Origin of the sequence: Candidatus Enterococcus avicola, assembly GCF_047470845.1 — a bacterium.
GTDB classification, from domain to species: domain Bacteria; phylum Bacillota; class Bacilli; order Lactobacillales; family Enterococcaceae; genus Enterococcus_D; species Enterococcus_D casseliflavus.
In genome coordinates, this window is record NZ_JBLGTY010000006.1 from 83584 (window position 1) to 102103 (window position 18520).

The window sequence follows — 18520 nt, forward strand, 5'->3', positions numbered from 1 at the left end:
TTTTTAGCAAAAAGTGGTACCAAAATCAGAAGTGGAGCGTGAAATACATGAGAAAAATCGCCTTTTTAGGAGCCGGTAACATGGCAAAAGCCATCATCAACGGCTTGATTGCAGCAAAGCTGTATGAACCAGCAGAGATCTTGGTTTATAACCATCGCTACGAGCCGACGTTGGCACAATTAGAAAAAGAAACCGGAATCACTGGGACAACTAAGCTGGCGGATGTCACAGAAAAAGCAGAGATCTTCGTCTTAGCAGTCAAACCTTTTGTCTTTCCCCGCTTGCTTGCTGATTTAAAAGCAGGATTGACTGAGGAACACTTGCTAGTATCCATTGCCGCGGGTGTGACGATCGCGCAAATGGAAGAAATCATCGGTGCGCACAAAATCGTGCGGGTCATGCCAAATACCCCCGCACTTGTCGGCGAAGGGATGTCTTCTATCAGCCCCAACGGTCAAGTAACGGAAGCCGAAGCCAACGAAGTCAAACAACTTTTTGAAAGCCTTGGGAAAGCCGAGCAAGTACCAGAAAGCATGATCGATGCAGTCATTGGTGTCAGTGGTTCTTCGCCAGCCTACACGTATTTATTCATTGAAGCTTTGGCAGATGGAGCAGTGGCAGAAGGTATGCCGCGGCCGATGGCGTATGAATTTGCTGCTCAAGCGGTATTAGGCGCAGCGAAGATGGTACTAGAGACGAAGGAACACCCAGGTGTTTTAAAGGATCGTGTCAGCTCGCCTGGGGGCACAACGATCCAAGCAGTCAAAACCTTAGAGGAAAATGGCTTTCGTGCGGCTGTCATCAAAGCAGTGCAAGCAGCTGCTGACAAAAGTCGGGAAATGTCTTGATCCCCAGTGAGTGAGGAAAAAATCTTAGCAAAACGAAGGAGCGTTTATGAAAGAACTTTTGATTTTTGATTTTGATGGATTGTTAGTCGATACTGAAAAAGTCTATTTTGATGGGTGGTTGGCTCTATTTAAAAAGTATCAGCTTCCGATTACAGCCGCTGATATTTTTGGTTGGCGTGGTCAAAGTTGGCAACAGACTGCCACTAAATTAGCCGACCTCGTAGGTGGTCAGCAGCGGGTGCAGGAATTACGAGCAGAACGGGAAGTCTATATTGCCCAGCAAATAACCGATGGCACCTTCAAAACTAAACCCTATGCGAAAGAAACCATTGCATTGGCTCGGGAGAAAGGCTTCCAAACGGCACTAGCCACCTCGACGATGAAAAAAAGAGCCTCTGAATTGTTGGCGCATTTCGATTTGTTGCAGGCCTTTGACTATCAGACCTTTGGCGATGATGTCTCCGCCCATAAACCTGATCCAGCACCTTACTTGCTGACTTTAGAAAAAGCGCAAGTCGCAGCAGAAAAAGCATTAGTCATGGAAGATTCTCTTGTGGGAGCAACAGCTGCGACACGTGCGGAGATTGATGTCGTGCTGATTCCCGATCAAAGTTTTGATCAAGTCTACTCCCCAGAAGAAAAGGCCGGACTTCAGTTATATGGCGAAGCCACCTCACTGAAATATGTGTATGATTTATTGGCAAAGGATCAACTGAAATAACACCTAAAAAAACTTCCTTTTCGTTGCAGAAAAAGGCAGTTTTTTTTGTGAAGAAAAGACCGGTAAAAAAACAGTTCAAAGGATATGAGTGGTTTGTTTTTCGCCATCATGGTAAAGTTAAAGAAAGTTTAACAATAAGCGAAAAAAAACAAAAAGTAAAGGGGTTTCATTTTGACAAAAACGTCCATTTGTCAAAAGGACTTTTCTTGGTCGATCGTAGCCGTTGGCGGCGGGGGAAAAACATGGTAAATTATCCTTCGACGAAGAACTAGTGGGGGAAGAAAAAAATGAATAAACTAAAGAATGTTTTCTATTTATATAAACTGGACTGGAAACGAATTTTCAGCAATCCAATCTCTGCATTTTTGATCATTGCCTTAATGATCTTACCCTCGCTTTATGCGTGGTTCAATATCAAAGCACTTTGGGATCCATATGGCAACACCAGTGAATTGCCAATCGCCGTGTATAGTGCGGATAAAGGGGCAGAATTTCAAGGCAAGCATATCGATATCGGTGATGAAGTCATCGACACCCTCCATGATAACAAACAGTTAGGATGGCGTTTCGTGGATTCAAAAGAGGACTTGGTAGAAGGGGTCAAATCAGGAAAATATTACGCCGGTATTTATCTGCCAGCTGATTTTTCAGATGATCTGATCAGTTTTACCAGCGGGACAATTGAAAAACCGACGATCGAGTATTACAGTAACCAAAAAATCAACGCCATCGCACCAAAAATCACCGAAAAAGGAGCCAGCAGTCTTCAAGAAGAAATCTCACAAAACTTTATTGAGACTGCCAGCTCCACGTTAATAAAAGTCTTCAATGAAATCGGCTATGACATTGATTCCAACTTAGTCAGCATCAACAAAGTCAAATCCATGATCTTAGATACCGATGACAATTTGGCTACGATCGACGGTTATACGAAAGAGATCGTCACCTTGCACGATAAGTTTCCAGAAATCAAAGAAAAGATCGCAAAAGCCGAAGAATTTACCGATTATATTCCGCAAGTGGATGCCATGGGGGAAAAACTGATTGGCCTAAACGATAAGCTGCCGACATTGAAGAAAGAAGCCAGCATCATTTTGACCTTGCAAGAGAAGATCCCAGAGATCCAAAATGCCGGCAAACAATTGAAGATGATCGATGATGATTTTGATGACATTGCCAGCACCATGACGGACGGCATCGATACCGCCAAACAAGGACTGCAAGTCATCGAACAAGTTCAAGCAGCGTTACCACAGATCGAACAACTAGGTGACCAAGCCGCCAGCTTCGCCACCGCGACCAAAGATGGGGCGCAACAGTTCAAAGATGCCTTGCCAAGTATTTCTAGCAGTGCGCAAGTGACGATTGAATCAGCTAAACAAGTTGCTTCGACAACAGCTAAATGGTCCGAAAAATTAAACGAGTCCATCAATAAAGACCAATTAGAAAAAGATCGAGAATCAATTTTACAGACGATTGATGGGTTACAGCAAAATATTCAGCAACAACAAAGTATGCTAGATGCCTTAATTGCGTTTCTAGAAAATATTGAAGGTTCAGCTGGAAATGATCAAATTCAAGGCGTGATTGGTCAGCTAAAAGCTGTGAAAAATCATTTGGCGAATTTATCTCAACTTTTAGATGGGGCAAAAAAAGCTGTTCAAAATAGTGATGTCGATGGATTGAAGGGATATCTTACTAACATAACTGAACTAGCTAATGAGATAGAAAGTTTACTGCAAGAGATTGATGTACCATCTATCACCACCACCATCAACGACATTCTAACCAAACTAATCGAAACCATCACCACTGCCGAAGATGTCTTGAAAAAAGCTCAAGAAATCGACTTTGACTCGTTGCTGTCTTCCACCAAATCAGTGGTCAGCAATGCCGTGACGATTTTGGAAAAATACCAAAAAGAATTGCCTGCCATCAAACAAGAATTGCACGATGCCAATACGATGCTGAATGGTCATATGGATGAAATCGTCAATGCCATCAATAAAGGAGCCGACCTGTACAACAACGAATTGCCAGTGGTCGAAGAAAAGTTAGGGCTGGCCGTAAACTTCTTGCAAAACGATTGGCCAACCATCAAATCAGAAATCAGTTCTACGATGGCGATGGTGGATGAAAAACTGCCAGAAGTTGAAAAAGCCTTGGATGCGGCCGTTGATTTAATCAATAACGATTGGCCAAGTATCAAAGCTGGCATCCACAAAGCCGCTGATGCGATCAGAGCAGGCGAAAATGAAGTCGATCTCGGGGAAGTCATCAAATTATTGAAACTTGATGCTACGGATGAAGCTGACTTCTTCAAACAACCAGTGGAATTAAAGAGCAATGAAATCTATCCAATCGCCAACAATGGTTCAGCTAGCACACCATTTTATACCGCATTGTGTTTGTGGGTAGGGGCATTATTGTTGTCAAGTGTCGCTACAACGGAGTATCATTTAGAGAAGAAAGACAAAAAACGCTTTACACAACGTGAAACCTTTGTGGCACGGATGCTGACGTTCTTGACGATGGCAGTTGCCCAAAGTTTGATCGTGACCCTAGGAAATATGTTTTTATTAGGCGTCGATGTCCACAACCCTGTGTACAGTGTCTTCTTCGCATTACTCGTCGGACTCGCCTTTATGATGATCGTCTACGTACTGGCGGGACTGTTCGGCAACCTCGGGAAAGGGATCGCCATCATTATTTTGGTTCTCTCCATTTCAGGTGGGGGAGGAAACTACCCAATCCAAGTCTCTGGGAAGTTCTTCCAATTCATTAATCCGCTACTGCCATTTACCCATGCGGTCAATCTGTTAAGAGAATCAGCCGGTGGGATCTATTGGCCAAATGCTATCCCGCAGTTGATCATTTTAACGATTTTGTTCCTGGTCTTTGGGATCGTCGGTACGTACGCGTATCCTTATCTAGTCAACTCTACGAAGAAACTAAGTGACATTTCCAAAGAAAGTCATTTCTTCCACTAAAATCTTAAAGCAGAAAGAGCATTTGTTCTTTCTGCTTTTGTGCCATCACGTGAAATTTCTAATAATCAAAAGAGGGAAAAAGGGTCGTTTTTTCATCTGATTTTCATTGACTTTTCGCGGTTACAAGAGTAGCATACAGTCTTGATAATTCAATATTTGTGAGGATATCGTTACAAGTTTAACGAAGGATTTTTTCATGAAAAGGAGTGTAGAAAAAGTGGAGTATTTGAAACGTTTGTTGGTCGGACGTCCATTGAAATCCGCAGAGAATGATGAACAAAAACTGAGCCGGACGGCGGCCCTTGCGTTGCTATCTTCTGATGCTTTGTCTTCGATTGCTTATGGGACAGAGCAGATCGTTGTCGTATTAGTGGCACTTTCCGCTGCTGCTATCTGGTATTCATTGCCGATCGCTGCTTTTGTTATTATTCTTTTGATTTCATTGACCTTGTCTTACCGCCAGATCATTCATGCTTACCCTCACGGCGGTGGGGCATATGTAGTAAGTAGTGAAAATTTAGGGGAAAATGCGGGCCTGATTGCCGGCGGCTCCCTGTTGATCGATTATATGCTGACAGTGGCAGTATCCGTCTCAGCAGGGGCAGAAGCCATCACTTCAGCTGTGCCGGCGTTGTTCGGTCATCAAGTGGCGATTTCTGTCGTGATCGTGCTCTTGATCATGATGATGAATCTGCGAGGGTTGCGAGAATCAGCTAGCTTCTTGATGATTCCTGTCTACACCTTTATCGCAGTGATCACAGTCTTGATCGTGGTCGGTTTGTACAATATCGTAACGGGTGCGCAACCGTTAAATGCAACCGCACTACCGGGAGCGGTCGTACCTGGGGTATCCGTAGCCTTGATCTTACGGGCTTTCTCATCAGGTTCCTCTTCTTTGACAGGGGTCGAAGCGATCAGTAACGCTGTGCCGTTTTTCAAAAAACCACGGGCGAAAAATGCAGCTGCGACCTTGACGATCATGGCGTCGATTTTAGGGTTCTTCTTTGTCGGCATCACTTTTATCAACTATTGGTATGGTATCGTACCAGAAACAGAAGTGACCGTTCTATCTCAAATCGGTTCCGCCGTTTTTGGTCATGGGTTTATGTACTACGTTTTGCAATTTGCCACAGCGCTGATTTTAGCAGTTGCCGCAAATACCGGATTTTCCGCCTTCCCTGTGTTGGCGTATAACCTAGCGAAAGACAAATATATGCCACACATGTATCAAGACCGTGGGGATCGTCTCGGCTACTCAAACGGGATTATCACCTTAGCTGCTGGTTCCATCGTCCTATTGTTTATCTTCCAAGGATCGACCGAGCGTTTGATTCCGTTGTATTCCATCGGGGTATTCATTCCTTTTGCACTATCCCAAAGCGGAATGGTCGTCAAATGGAAAAAAGAAGGCAAGGGCTGGTTCTTTAAATCGATCGCCAACATCATTGGGGCTTTGATTTCTTTTGCGATCATTGCCATCTTGTTCGTGTATCGCTTAGGCGATATTTGGCCATTTTTCATTATCATGCCGATCCTCTTGTATATCTTTTACAAGATCCATGATCATTATAAAAAAGTCGCAGAACAGCTGCGATTGGAAAAACAAGAAGCACTGCATGTCTATGAAGGAAATACCGTGATCGTTCTCGTCGGAAATGTTACCCGAGTAAATATCGGCGCATTGAACTATGCCCAATCGATTGGTGATTATGTCGTGGCGATGCACGTCTCGTTGGATGAAGATGTGAAGAAAGAAAAAGAGATCGAACAAGAATTTAAGCAAAAATTCCCAGACGTGCGTTTCTCCGTCGTTCATTCTTCGTATCGTTCGATTGAAAATCCCATCTTGCGTTATGTGGATCTAGTCAGCCGCAATGCAGCCAAACACAATTACACAACGACCGTCATCATTCCACAGTTTGTCCCAAGACGTCGCTGGCAAAATATTTTGCACAACCAAACAAGCCTGCGCTTGCGTTTCAGACTCTCTTGGCGTGAAAACATCATTGTAAGTACGTACAGTTACCATTTGAAGAAATAACAAAACGCTAGTTTAGCGACCTGATTCCCAAAAGAAATGTTTGGGGCAGCCGCTAAGACTAGCGTTTTTTTTAGCTATAAAACATTTTTAGTTTGATATCTTGATCGTAATTCCCAAACCCCTTGCCAAAGAGGGTACAACCGCCGACATGCTCGGCATCTTCTTTGACCTCCACTTTTAAATGCCACGTATCTTCGTAGGCAGGTATATCCTTGATCGTAATGGCGGAAAGAGGAACACCTTCCATGTAGGTTCCATGATCCATGATGCGAATCGTCTTTAATAACCCGTACTGATTGAGATTGTCTGGATACCAATCCGGTGTATACTTGCCGCGAATATCTGCAAAATCCCCTGGGCTAGTCCATGTACCAAGCTCCACACCATTTAAGCTGAAGGTGATATCTGACGGCCAGTTGTTATTGGAAAAAGGAAATTCAGACGAAACTTCCATTGAAATCTCCATCATTTCGAGTTTTTCTTCTTTTGCTAAGAAGTTTGGCGATTGGTATTCGACAAATCCTTTCGTAAACCACAAGATGCGGGCATCCATTCGTCGGGGATCCATGAAAAACTTCGGTTCATCCACCATTCCCACAAAATCAGCTGAAGTAGCAAGCCCGCACGTTGGTTCTACCGAATAATTTGTATAATGACCGATCGGTATCGCCGTTTCTTTCGTATCAAAGGCATTAAAGATTTTCTCAGGAAAGTTGATATCGATATGATCCACTCTTAAACTGGAAATCTTTTTTTGCCCCACACGCTCTGTTTTGATGATTTTGGCTTCTTCTAATTTTTTGATGTGCATCGTAATGATAGCGCTGCTTAAGCCCAACTCTTGTGCCAACTCTTTGACATTCATCTTGTTTTTAGCCAGCAATTGAATGATTTTGATTCGCACGTTACTGGCAAGTGCCTCATAGACAGGCAATGCTTCTTGATTGATTTCTAATTGCATCGTGTCACCTCCGCATAAACTGTTTGATTTACTTGAATGTTAACATATTTGCTAATTTGTGTAAATAGCGTTGTTTATTTCGTTAGTTATTAATATATTTATTAATTAATATAGATATTATCTTGAATAAATTAATCAAAATATTGTTGACAGCGATTACAAATCAAGTTATGATTTATTTGTAAATTGAAAGTGTTTGCAAACATCAATTTCTATGTTTTGTTTTTGTGAATTGTTTATAGGCTTCTTTATAGGAAACATCTTAGGTGTTAGGAATTATTATGAGCAGTTAGTAAGGTCTTTTTTAAGAGATGTCAATGAACAAATGTGATAACGTACCTGCAAATATCTATAAAACTTGAGAGGATGGAAAAGATGAACATCAAAAAGGTTATTTTTTCGGGAGCAGTTCTAGGTTTAAGTAGTTTGGTATTAGGAGCCTGCGGAAACAGTAATAATAGTTCAGGTGATGATAGCGGAAGTAAAGAAATTACGTTTATGTTTCGAGGCGGCGAGGACGAGAAGAAAGCCTATGAAACAGCAATTAAACAATTTGAGGAAGAAAATGATGTAAGCGTTAAGATTATTGCCACAGATGCTGATCAATATGCAACAAAGCTGCAAGCGGCAATCTCAGGCGGTAATATGCCCGATGTTTTCTATGTAGAACAAAGCAATCTAATGGCTTACGTTGATAATGGTGTTTTGCTAGATATTACGGATGAAATTGAGAATTCAGATTTTGATCTTTCAAACATTTGGGAATATGGGGTAAACAGTTATCGGTATGATGGTGAAAAAGTTGGTAGCGGTGCTTTGTATGGATTACCAAAAGATGTTGGACCATTTGCTTTAGGATATAACAAAGACATGTTTAAAGAAGCTGGTATTGATTTGCCAGATACAGATATGCCTTATACATGGGATGAATTCGTTGAAGTATCTAAACAGTTGACGAAGGATTCTGATGGAGATGGAAATCTTGACCAATGGGCAACAGGATTTAACGTAAACTGGAGTTTACAAGCTTTTGTTTGGAGTAACGGAGCAGATTGGATCAACGAAGCCAAAGATACCGTTACAGTCGATACACCAGAATTTGCGGAAGCATTGCAATGGTTTGCGGATCTGCAAAATGTGCATGAACTCACCCCTTCAATTTCTGATGCACAAACATTGGATACGTATCAAAGATGGATGAACGGGGAGATTGCTTTCTTTCCTGTAGGACCTTGGGATATGAGTACGTATGCAGGATTAGATTTTGAGTATGACTTGATGCCTTGGCCAGCAGGCTCTACAGGCGAATCTGCAACGTATATCGGTTCTTTAGGAATTGGTGTTGCCAGCAAAACCAAACATCCAGAAGAAGCAGTGAAATTAGTTGAATATTTAAGTGCATCTGAAGAAGGACAACAACAATTAGTAGACGCACAGATTCAAATTCCTAACCTGATTGATATGGCTGAAGAATGGGCTTCTGATACGGATAGTGTGCCTAATAATAAACAAGAATTTATTGACATCGTCCAAGATTATGGTCGCGCTTTGCCAGTAGCAACAACCTACAATGCAGAATGGTACGATGAATTCTTTATCAATATCCAACCTGTGTTAGATGGAGATCAAACGGCAGCGGATTATTTAAAAGAAGTTCAACCTAAGATGCAAGAAAAACTAGACTCAGCGATTCGCCAACAAGAAACAGCAAGATAGACTCACTGGGGTCACATATCTATGTGACCCCAAAGATTTTTATGGAGGGACGCGTAATGGAACAAGTGGAAATAAAAAAAACAAAAAATAAAAATAGTCTTTATGCAAAAGAGCACAAAGTTGCTTTCTTGTTCGTTCTACTTCCAGTTTTAGGATTTATTTTGTTTTCATTGATACCTTTGGGCTATTCGGTTTATGCTGCCTTTACAGATTGGAACGGTCTAGGGCAAATGAATTTTATCGGTCTTGAGAACTTTCAGAAGCTTTTTAGAGATGAGTACTTCTATAAGACGATGTTTAATACCGTCTTTTTGATGTTAGGAATTCCAATCGGTTTGATTTTGTCATTTATGCTGGCATCAGCACTGAGCAGAGGAATTAAAGGAACGACGATTTTTCGAACAATCTATTATATTCCAGTCATCTCATCATTAGCAGCCATTTCGATTTTGTGGCAATGGGCTTACAATGGTGATTTTGGTTTAGTCAATCAGGTCTTGGATATCTTCGGTATCAGCGGCCCTAACTGGTTGCAAAACCCATCAACAGTCAAACCGGCAATTATTATTATGTCTGTTTGGAAAGGCTTGGGCTATTCGATGCTCTTGTACTTGGCAGCGATTCAAAGTGTACCCAAAACCTTTTATGAAGCAGCAGAATTAGATGGTGCTTCTTCTTTTCAAAAGTTTCGCAATATCACTTGGCCGATGGTTAGACCAGTCACTTTCTTTTTAGTCGTTACGAATATTATCGGCGGCTCACAAATCTTTACGGAAATAAACATTATGACACCAACTGGCGGACCACAATATAGCAGTGCTACGGTCGTTTGGTATATCTGGCAAAAAGCTTTCAGAAATTGGCAAATGGGTTATGCAAGCAGTATGGCGTTGATTCTAGCAGTATTGGTTTTTGTGATAACAGCATTCCAATTCTATATGAACAATCGTTCAAGCTATAAATTAGATTAGGAGGGAAAAGAATGAAAAAACTGAAAATAAGCAACGTACTCATTATTTTAATTCTCTCCCTTGGAGCAGTTATTATGGTGGGGCCGTTACTTTGGATGATCTCAACATCGCTAAAAGACCGAGCTGGCGTCTTCCAGCTGCCACCTCAATGGATTCCAGACCCAGTACAATTTGATGCGTACAAACGTTTATCTGAGCTGGACACTTTGTTCTCAGGGATTAAAAATACAGTGATCGTTTCACTTTCTGTAACTGTTGTAGGTACTCTGACATCCAGTTTAGCTGCCTTCTCATTTGCCAAATTACGGATGCCGCATAAAGATGCGCTATTTCTAATTCTTTTAGCCGCTTTGATGATTCCCTATCCAGCGGTGATGATCCCACAATTTATGATGTTCTCCCAAATTGGCTGGGTTGATACGTTATTACCATTGATCATTCCGGGAATGTTTGGGAATATCACGATGATTTTCTTTTTGCGACAATATTTATCTAATATTCCTGATTCGATCGTTGAGGCGGCAAAAATTGATGGGGCGGGCTATTTACAAACCTTTATCCAATTGATTTTCCCGTTGATTCGTCCAGCAGTTGCTGCTCAATTTATTTTATGGTTTATGGGCGCTTGGAATGACTACTTAGCACCATTGATCTACTTGAATAGTCCAGAAAAACAAACATTGCAAGTAGTGATCGCAAACTTAAATGCCGCCTATGCAATTCAAACGGATTATCCGTTGATTATGGCAGCTTCCGTTGTTTCATTACTTCCGGTTTTGATCGTATTTATTATTTTTCAAAAGCAAATTATTGAATCAGTTGCACTTTCTGGAATGAAAGGGTGAGTAGATGTTTCTAAAAGCAATGAACTGGCTAAATGCATTCGTACTTCTGATAGAACTAAATATTTTGTGGCTTCTAGGTATTTTAGCTGGTTTTTTTGTGGTCGGCTTTGTTCCCAGTACTGTTGCTGTCTTAACGATTCTAAATAAAGAGGATCTATTTACAGGCTATTACTCTTATATAGAAGTATTGACTTTATTTTGGAAAAACTATGTGTCAGCCATTCGCTTATACAAATGGCGGGTCTTTATATTTCCACTTATTCTAGGCATTCTCTATTTGGAATTGCTGATTGTGCAGCAAAGTGATCTAATGAGAGCATTTTTCCAATGGCCACTTTTGTTTTTGTTCAGTTATGTGATTTTAGTATTGATCAATTTATCCTTAGTCACTCGATTGAGTAAAGATAAGTGGAGGAAAAAAGCCGTTTTTTCATTGACGAGTCCATTCTTGTTACCAAAAGAATCGTTTCTTTGCCTTTTGATGGTTCTCACATTTTCAATTGTTAGCATGGCGTATCATTGGTTCTTTTTTGTCGCAATTTCAATCTTTTTGTACAGTGCCAGCAAGTGCTTGTTGTCAGGCTATAGCAAGAAAGGATTGTTAAAATCATGATCAAAAAATTTCTTTTCTCGTGTGTTCCTCTAATGGTTCTTTTATCTGGCTGTACTGCTTCTGCAGTTGAAGAAGTCTTGTCCCCTCCTGAGTTTGCCGATGTTAGTGTCCATGACCCATCGGTGATCAAAGCGGATGATACATTTTATATTATTGGATCACATATGCAATTTGCCAAGTCTCAGGATTTGATGAAGTGGGAGCAGATATCTAATTCAGTATCTGAAGATACACTATTTGAGAATATTCGAGAAGAATTGGCAGAAGAGTTTGAGTACGCACAGATAGATACGTTATGGGCTAGTGATATCCAACAGTTTAAGAATGGAAAATACTATTTGTACTATTGTTTGTGTCAAGGAACTTCACCGCTCTCCGTAATGGGAGTGGCGGTATCTGACTCTATTGAAGGTCCTTATGAAAAAGTCGAATCTTTTCTTTATTCAGGAACCTCTCCGCAGTTTGGTGAAGCGTACAATGCAGCGATTCATCCAAATGCGATCGATCCTCATGTTTTTTATGACAATGAAGGAAAATTATGGATGGTCTATGGATCATACTCAGGTGGGATTTTTATCCTAGAAATGGATGATGAAACGGGTTTGCCTAAAGATCGCAATTCTTACGGAACACATTTGATGGGCGGAAATCACAGTCGCATCGAAGCACCATACATTCAATATAATCAAGAAAATGGCTACTATTACTTGTTCACTTCATTTGGTGGGCTAGATGCAGACGGTGGATATAACCTTCGAGTCGCGCGGTCAAAGAATCCCGATGGTCCTTATGAAGACAGCCAAGGAAATCCAATGGCTGAGGTCAAAGGGAAATTTGGAACGGTTTTTGATGACGCAAGTATTCAAGACTTCGGAACTAAAATTATGGGGAACTTCCTATATACCGAAAATACGAGCAATGAAGGGGTGGGCTATGTTTCGCCAGGTCACAACTCGACCTATTATGATGAAGAAACCAATCAATATTACCTGATTTTCCATACACGTTTTCCAAATAGCGGAGAATACCATTCTGTGAGAGTCCATCAAATGTTTTTCACAGAAGCAGGCTGGCCGGTTGTTTCTCCATTGAGATACAGCGAAGAAACGATTGCTGACTATACAAAGAATCAAGTTACGGGTGTCTATACGCTGATTTCCTTTGACAAGTTTTTAACGGATGATTTGAAAGAACCACAGGAAATTACAGTTGAAAAAAATGGCACGATCAAAGGTGATCGCACTGGAACATGGGAACTAGCAGAAAAGAATAGTCAAGAAGATTCAAGTGTGGTTATCGATGACACTGTTTATAAAGGGAAGTTTCTTTCCGGCTGGGATGAAAATCAGCAAAAGCAAGTAATGACATTTACAGGTACCTCAGAAGCAGGAGTACCATTATTTATTGTTAGGAATGAGGAGTAAGGTATGGCAAAAGCAAATGCAGAGACAATACAAAATCCAATCGTGTATGAACGAGCAGACCCTTGGGTATATTTACATTCCGATGGTTACTATTATTTTACAGGTTCAGTTCCTGGGTATCAGTCGATTGAACTTAGACGAGCGAAAAGCCTCAATGAACTGGAAGATGCGGAAAGAAAGACGGTTTGGCAGGCACATGAGTCGGGACCAATGAGTGAATTGATTTGGGCGCCAGAAATTCATTTTATCGCTGATAAGTGGTATATCTATTTTGCCGCGAGTGATAATGAAGAGATCAGAAATGAAAATCATCATCATCGAATGTTCGTGATCGAAAATAATGCAAGTGACCCTTTTGAAGGGGAATGGGAAGAAAAAGGACAGGTCATCACGCAATTTGAAAGTTTTAGTTTAGATGCAACGGTGTTTGAACATCAGGAGAAACTTTATTATGTTTGGGCGCAACAAGATCCAAGAATTCCAGGAAACTCTAATCTTTATCTATCAGAAATGGAAAATCCATGGACACTAAAAGGAAAGCAGCTTTTACTATCGATCCCTGAATACCCTTGGGAACAGATTGGTTTCATGGTGAATGAGGGACCAGCTGTGCTTAAGCGAAATGGTAAGATTTTTATCACTTATTCTGGCAGTGCTACAGATGAAAATTACGCTATGGGATTATTGTGGACAGACGAAAATAGTGATTTATTGAATGGATTTTCTTGGCACAAATCCCAAGAGCCAGTCTTTCAAACGTCAGAACGGAATTCTCAATATGGACCGGGGCATAACTCTTTTACAAATGGGGCAGATGGTGAGGACATTTTAGTTTATCATGCAAGACCAGAAAAAAATCAGGCAGGCGATCCTCTGGCAAACCCGAATCGACATGCAGTTGCACAACCATTCACTTGGGATGAAAAAGGATTCCCAGTTTTTGGCGAGCCGGTCGCAAACAATAAATTAGAGATGAAGGTGAACTGATTGACGATCAACATTCAAAACACAAAATCAGGAACAACGATCAGCAAATATATCTACGGTCATTTTGCAGAGCATTTAGGCCGTTGTATCTATGAAGGATTATACGTTGGAGAAGATTCGCCGATCCCAAATAAAAATGGGATGCGGATCGATGTGGTTGAAGCACTGAAAAACATTCAAATCCCTGTGCTGCGTTGGCCAGGCGGCTGCTTCGCCGATGAATACCATTGGAAAGACGGGATTGGTCCTAAAGAAAACCGCAAAACGATGGTCAACACGCACTGGGGCGGCGTGACTGAAAACAATCATTTCGGGACCCATGAATTTTTTGAATTGATCAAGCAGCTGGAATGTGACGCGTATGTCAACGGCAATGTCGGCAGCGGAACGGTGCAAGAAATGTCGGAATGGGTGGAATACATCACGATGGATGGCATTTCTCCGATGGCTGATCTTCGCAGAGAAAATGGCCATGAAGAAGCGTGGGAAATGAAATTCTTTGGCGTAGGAAACGAAAACTGGGGCTGCGGCGGCAATATGCGGCCAGAGTACTATGCGGATCTGTATCGCCGCTATCAAACCTATGTCCGCCAATACGGTGACAAAAAAATCTACAAAGTTGCTGGCGGAGCGAATGTCGCAGACTATCATTGGACAGAAACGCTGATGAAAAACGCCCATTGGTTGATGGACGGCCTAAGCTTGCACTACTACGTTCATCCGCAAGGCTGGGAAGAAAAAGGTAGCGCCTTGGAATTTGATGAGGCAGAGTGGCAAGTGACCTGTGAAAAAGCAGCCTACATGGATGAATTATTGACCCGCCACAGCGCGATCATGGACCAGTATGACCCAGAACAGCGTGTGGGAATCATTGTTGATGAATGGGGCACTTGGTTCTCAGCAGAACCTGGTACGAATCCAGGCTTCTTATACCAACAAAATACGATCCGTGATGCCATGGTCGCAGCGATCACCTTGAATATTTTCCATAAACATGCCAAGCGAGTGCATATGGCGAATATCGCACAAACCGTCAATGTCCTGCAAGCGATGATTTTGACAGATGGCGAACAAATGGTGAAAACCCCAAGCTATCATGTCTTTGATTTGTACAAAGTCCATCAAGATGCTGAAACCATTGATAGCCATGGAACCAGCAGCGATACCATTACGTATACGATTTCGAAAAAAGAAGATACGATCCATCTATCGGTTTGTAATTTTGCTACCCAAGGCACGGAAGAATTAACCTTCTCCCTGGAAACAGCGATCAATGAAGTGAAAGAAGCTCGTTATATCGTGGGGGACAAAATGAACGCACACAATGATTTTGATCATCCTGAAGATGTGGTGATCCAAGACTTCACCGCTTACGATGTCAAAGAGAACAAAGTCAGCTTGCGGGTGCCAGCAATGAGTGTTCTAACGATCTCATTGACAGTCTGATCCCATGACTTGTAAAGGATGCGAAGTGAAAGATGCTGCAGCAGCACAGGAAGACATTGAATCCTTGATTGCAGAACAACTTTCTTTAGAAAGCGACTTGGCTTCGCCGGAGATCGTCAGTAGGAGAATCGCTGTTTGTGAGACCTGTCCACTGCGATTGAATCATACCTGTACCAAATGCGGTTGCTTTTATCGGTTTCGCGCAAACTTAGCTAAGAAAAACTGTCCTGCAGGAATGTGGGAACAAACAGGACAGCTCGCCAAGTAGCTGTCCTGTTTTTATAAAATAGCATAAATCAATTAGGAGATGAGGGAAGACATGACAGCGATCAATGGGGTTCATGATCCTACGATTATTGAACATGAAGACACCTTTTATTTATATTCAACGGACACACAACAGCCCAAAACGGCTGGTGTACCAATTCGTCGTTCAAAAGATTTGATCCATTGGCAATTTGAGAAACAGGCATTGTCAGAAATGCCTGAACCAGCAGTAAAATGGAGCAAAGCTCAAGGACTATGGGCACCGGAAGTTATCCGCTACAAGGACGAATTCCGTATGTATTATTCTGCTTCGACATTCGGCAGTACCACTTCTTTTATTGGCTTAGCTACAGCATCAGATCCTTTGGGCCCTTGGGAAGATCAAGGAGAGGTTGTTAAAACCAATGCTACTCTTGCACAGCATAACGCGATCGATGCCAATATTGCTTTTGACCGCTCGGGTGAACAGTGGTTTGTCTATGGTTCTTTTTTTGGCGGAATCTATATTGCTCCATTGAACAAAGAAACTGGAAAACTTCAAGAAAAGAGCTATGGTCAACGGATTGCTTTTCGTCCGAAAACAGTTGATACTGCTATTGAAGGCCCATTTATCTATTATCATCCTGAAACCGATTATTATTATTTGTTTGTTTCTTTCGACTCCCTTAACGATTCGTATAATATCCGTGTCGCACGAGCAAAAGAAATTACAGGGCCATATCTGGACTGGCATGGTACGGCCATGACGGATCAAGAAAAGACGCCAACCGAAGTAGGGACTAAACTGTTGGGCAGCTATCAGTTCTCAGAAGAACCAGTTGTATACGCTCCTGGTCATAATTCGATCTTTACGCAAACCAATAAAGAAAGCTTCGTTGTGCATCATGCACGGAGAAAACCATTCAGTGACCAATTCCATTTACAGATACGTAAACTCTATTGGCTGGAATCAGGCTGGCCAGTAATCTCTGCTTCAATCTATCAAGGAAGTGTTTCACGAATGCCAGAGCAGGAAACTCTGTTAGGAAAGTGGGAAATCATCCAATTTGATCATGAATCTCAAGTTATATCTTCTCAACTGCAAGAAATAACAGCATTAAAAAAAGAAGGACGAAGTTACTTGTGGGGAGAAAACGAATTTGTCCCATATTATGAGTACATCGACCAAAAAGAAAGGTTGTTTTTCTCTGGAATCAATGATCAAGGCGTTGCGTTTATTGGTCGAAAAGTGTACGAAGAATAAAAAACAAGCAGCACAATGAGTAGGTTACATTGTGCTGCTTATAAACGTATGCTGCTGCCGGCTTTACTAAATACTGCCTTTTAATAATCGGACACCATGAGTAGGAACCTCAGCATCGGCAATTGTTTGTTCTTTTTGTTGCCATAACTCAGTGCCGCTTTTTATTGGTAGTAAAGCAGCGATCGATTTTGGGATGGTTTGCGTTTGATCAGAAACATTGAAAATGGCATAGTAGACGGCTGTGTCGCTCAACGCCTCCCAAATGATCCACTCTTGATCACGATAGAACTCTTTTTTCGTATGGATTCTTCGATACATTTCTAAGACTTCAGTATTCGTCAATAAACGTAACGTAAAGGGATCGATGTCTGGTAAAGTACCACCGAACATCAATGGAGATTGGAAGATCGTCCATAAACTCATCAATAAGTATTGCTCGTCTTCCGTAAAACGTGTCCAACTATCACCACCGCCACCATCAACTGCCCGAATGCCGATATGACCCAACGGCAGCATATCACAGTCAGGCCAGTTACCTGGACGGACGAAAGGTGCCCACTCTGCTGCTCGGTCAAACATGGCGTAAAGGGCGTCCCAATGATCCCAAAAGTCATCCGTCAAGCGCCACATATTGGCATGATTTTGAAAGAAACTACCATTTTTGAGGGCAGCTGGTCCGGGAGACAAAGAAAGGACGATCTTTCGACCCGATCGATCGATCGCACGGCGAATCGCTTTGATTTCTGCTTTATGGGCATCACCGTAAATTTTCGAATCGCCGATATCATCCACCTTTATAAAGTCAACACCCCAAGAAGCATATAATTCGAGCAAAGAATCATAATAAAGCTGTCCTTCAGGCAATGAAACATCGACCCCATACATATCGGAATTCCAAGGGCAGATTGAATTCATAGCAATGTCCCGTGCCCGTTTATCCGTTCCTTTGATCGGCGTATTTTGATGAACTGCTTGTCGTGGAATGCCGCGCATGATATGGATACCAAACTTCAGCCCTTTTTGATGCAGATAGTCACCAAGTTTTTTGAAACCAGCGCCATCTTTTGCTGAAGGGAAACGGTTCTCAGCAGGAATCAAGCGAGAATAGTCGTCCATACACAACGGATAAAAATCATTGTACCTTGTAGACTTTGCTTCTGGTTCGCTCCATTGAATATCCACGACGACGTACTCCCAACCATAAGCTTTCAAATGCTCTGCCATAAAATCTGCATGGGCGATCACTTCTGCTTCGGTTACAGAAGCGCCATAGCAGTCCCAAGAATTCCATCCCATTGGGGGTGTTTGTGCAAAATGTAAAAAAGACATTGATTTCCTCCTAGTACGTTTTTCTTATAGTATAGTAAGCAATAAAAAAGAGAGGGAAAGTTTTGTCTACTAGAAATAAAAAAGAAAGAAATCGTCAACGAATGAAAAAGGAGTTGAT

Annotated in this window: 16 protein-coding genes; 14 read left to right on the plus strand and 2 right to left on the minus strand. The window is 41.8% G+C overall.

What is annotated here, in order from left to right:
• Nucleotides 1-47 precede the first annotated feature (47 nt).
• The 5 genes from proC (at nucleotide 48) to ACI3E5_RS07590 (ending at nucleotide 6600) form a co-directional block, all read left to right on the plus strand.
• A complete protein-coding gene (gene proC, locus ACI3E5_RS07570; RefSeq protein ID WP_008376116.1) occupies nucleotides 48-848 on the plus strand; it encodes a pyrroline-5-carboxylate reductase in 801 nt (266 codons plus the stop codon).
• 46 nt (nucleotides 849-894) lie between these two features.
• A complete protein-coding gene (locus tag ACI3E5_RS07575; RefSeq protein WP_498821253.1) occupies nucleotides 895-1569 on the plus strand; it encodes an HAD family hydrolase in 675 nt (224 codons plus the stop codon).
• Nucleotides 1570-1616: 47 nt separating this feature from the next.
• The gene (locus ACI3E5_RS07580; protein WP_223347157.1) at nucleotides 1617-1841 is read left to right on the plus strand and encodes a hypothetical protein; all 225 of its coding nucleotides are present in this window, start codon (nucleotides 1617-1619) and stop codon (nucleotides 1839-1841) included.
• Between the two features lie 15 nt (nucleotides 1842-1856).
• Nucleotides 1857-4559, plus strand: coding sequence for a YhgE/Pip family protein (locus tag ACI3E5_RS07585; protein WP_498821251.1), 2703 nt, complete (start codon nucleotides 1857-1859; stop codon nucleotides 4557-4559).
• A gap of 217 nt (nucleotides 4560-4776) precedes the next feature.
• Entirely contained in the window at nucleotides 4777-6600 is a 1824-nt protein-coding gene (locus tag ACI3E5_RS07590) for an APC family permease (RefSeq protein ID WP_498855858.1), read from the plus strand.
• 70 nt (nucleotides 6601-6670) lie between these two features.
• On the opposite strand, the gene ACI3E5_RS07595 is transcribed toward ACI3E5_RS07590, so the two are convergent.
• Nucleotides 6671-7561, minus strand: a complete 891-nt coding sequence (locus tag ACI3E5_RS07595; protein ID WP_498821246.1) for an ArsR/SmtB family transcription factor — start codon at nucleotides 7559-7561, stop codon at nucleotides 6671-6673.
• A 375-nt stretch (nucleotides 7562-7936) separates the two neighbouring features.
• On the opposite strand from ACI3E5_RS07595, the gene ACI3E5_RS07600 reads away from it, so the two are divergent.
• From ACI3E5_RS07600 to ACI3E5_RS07640, 9 genes are read left to right on the plus strand one after another with little or no spacing between them, the layout of a single operon-like run.
• On the plus strand, nucleotides 7937-9277 hold the full coding sequence (locus ACI3E5_RS07600) for an ABC transporter substrate-binding protein (RefSeq protein ID WP_498855859.1): 1341 nt from the start codon (nucleotides 7937-7939) through the stop codon (nucleotides 9275-9277).
• Nucleotides 9278-9333: 56 nt separating this feature from the next.
• A complete protein-coding gene (locus tag ACI3E5_RS07605; RefSeq protein WP_034872060.1) occupies nucleotides 9334-10248 on the plus strand; it encodes a carbohydrate ABC transporter permease in 915 nt (304 codons plus the stop codon).
• Nucleotides 10249-10259: 11 nt separating this feature from the next.
• Nucleotides 10260-11093, plus strand: a complete 834-nt coding sequence (locus ACI3E5_RS07610; RefSeq protein ID WP_005232200.1) for a carbohydrate ABC transporter permease — start codon at nucleotides 10260-10262, stop codon at nucleotides 11091-11093.
• A 4-nt stretch (nucleotides 11094-11097) separates the two neighbouring features.
• Nucleotides 11098-11706 (plus strand): DUF624 domain-containing protein, encoded by a 609-nt coding sequence (locus ACI3E5_RS07615; protein WP_005232198.1) that lies wholly within the window; start codon nucleotides 11098-11100, stop codon nucleotides 11704-11706.
• The gene (locus ACI3E5_RS07620; RefSeq protein ID WP_498821243.1) at nucleotides 11703-13130 is read left to right on the plus strand and encodes a glycoside hydrolase family 43 protein; all 1428 of its coding nucleotides are present in this window, start codon (nucleotides 11703-11705) and stop codon (nucleotides 13128-13130) included. Before ACI3E5_RS07615 ends, ACI3E5_RS07620 begins: the two co-directional genes overlap by 4 nt.
• A gap of 3 nt (nucleotides 13131-13133) precedes the next feature.
• Nucleotides 13134-14117: a glycoside hydrolase family 43 protein gene (locus tag ACI3E5_RS07625; protein ID WP_270273148.1), complete on the plus strand. Its 984-nt coding sequence runs from the start codon at nucleotides 13134-13136 to the stop codon at nucleotides 14115-14117.
• Nucleotides 14118-15563 (plus strand): alpha-N-arabinofuranosidase, encoded by a 1446-nt coding sequence (locus ACI3E5_RS07630; RefSeq protein WP_096742189.1) that lies wholly within the window; start codon nucleotides 14118-14120, stop codon nucleotides 15561-15563.
• 4 nt (nucleotides 15564-15567) lie between these two features.
• Nucleotides 15568-15831 (plus strand): DUF6171 family protein, encoded by a 264-nt coding sequence (locus ACI3E5_RS07635; RefSeq protein ID WP_086293912.1) that lies wholly within the window; start codon nucleotides 15568-15570, stop codon nucleotides 15829-15831.
• A 51-nt stretch (nucleotides 15832-15882) separates the two neighbouring features.
• Nucleotides 15883-17073: an arabinan endo-1,5-alpha-L-arabinosidase gene (locus tag ACI3E5_RS07640; RefSeq protein WP_498821240.1), complete on the plus strand. Its 1191-nt coding sequence runs from the start codon at nucleotides 15883-15885 to the stop codon at nucleotides 17071-17073.
• Nucleotides 17074-17139: 66 nt separating this feature from the next.
• Here ACI3E5_RS07640 and ACI3E5_RS07645 read toward each other — a convergent pair whose 3' ends face one another.
• On the minus strand, nucleotides 17140-18402 hold the full coding sequence (locus tag ACI3E5_RS07645; protein WP_498821238.1) for an alpha-galactosidase: 1263 nt from the start codon (nucleotides 18400-18402) through the stop codon (nucleotides 17140-17142).
• Nucleotides 18403-18520: the final 118 nt, after the last annotated feature.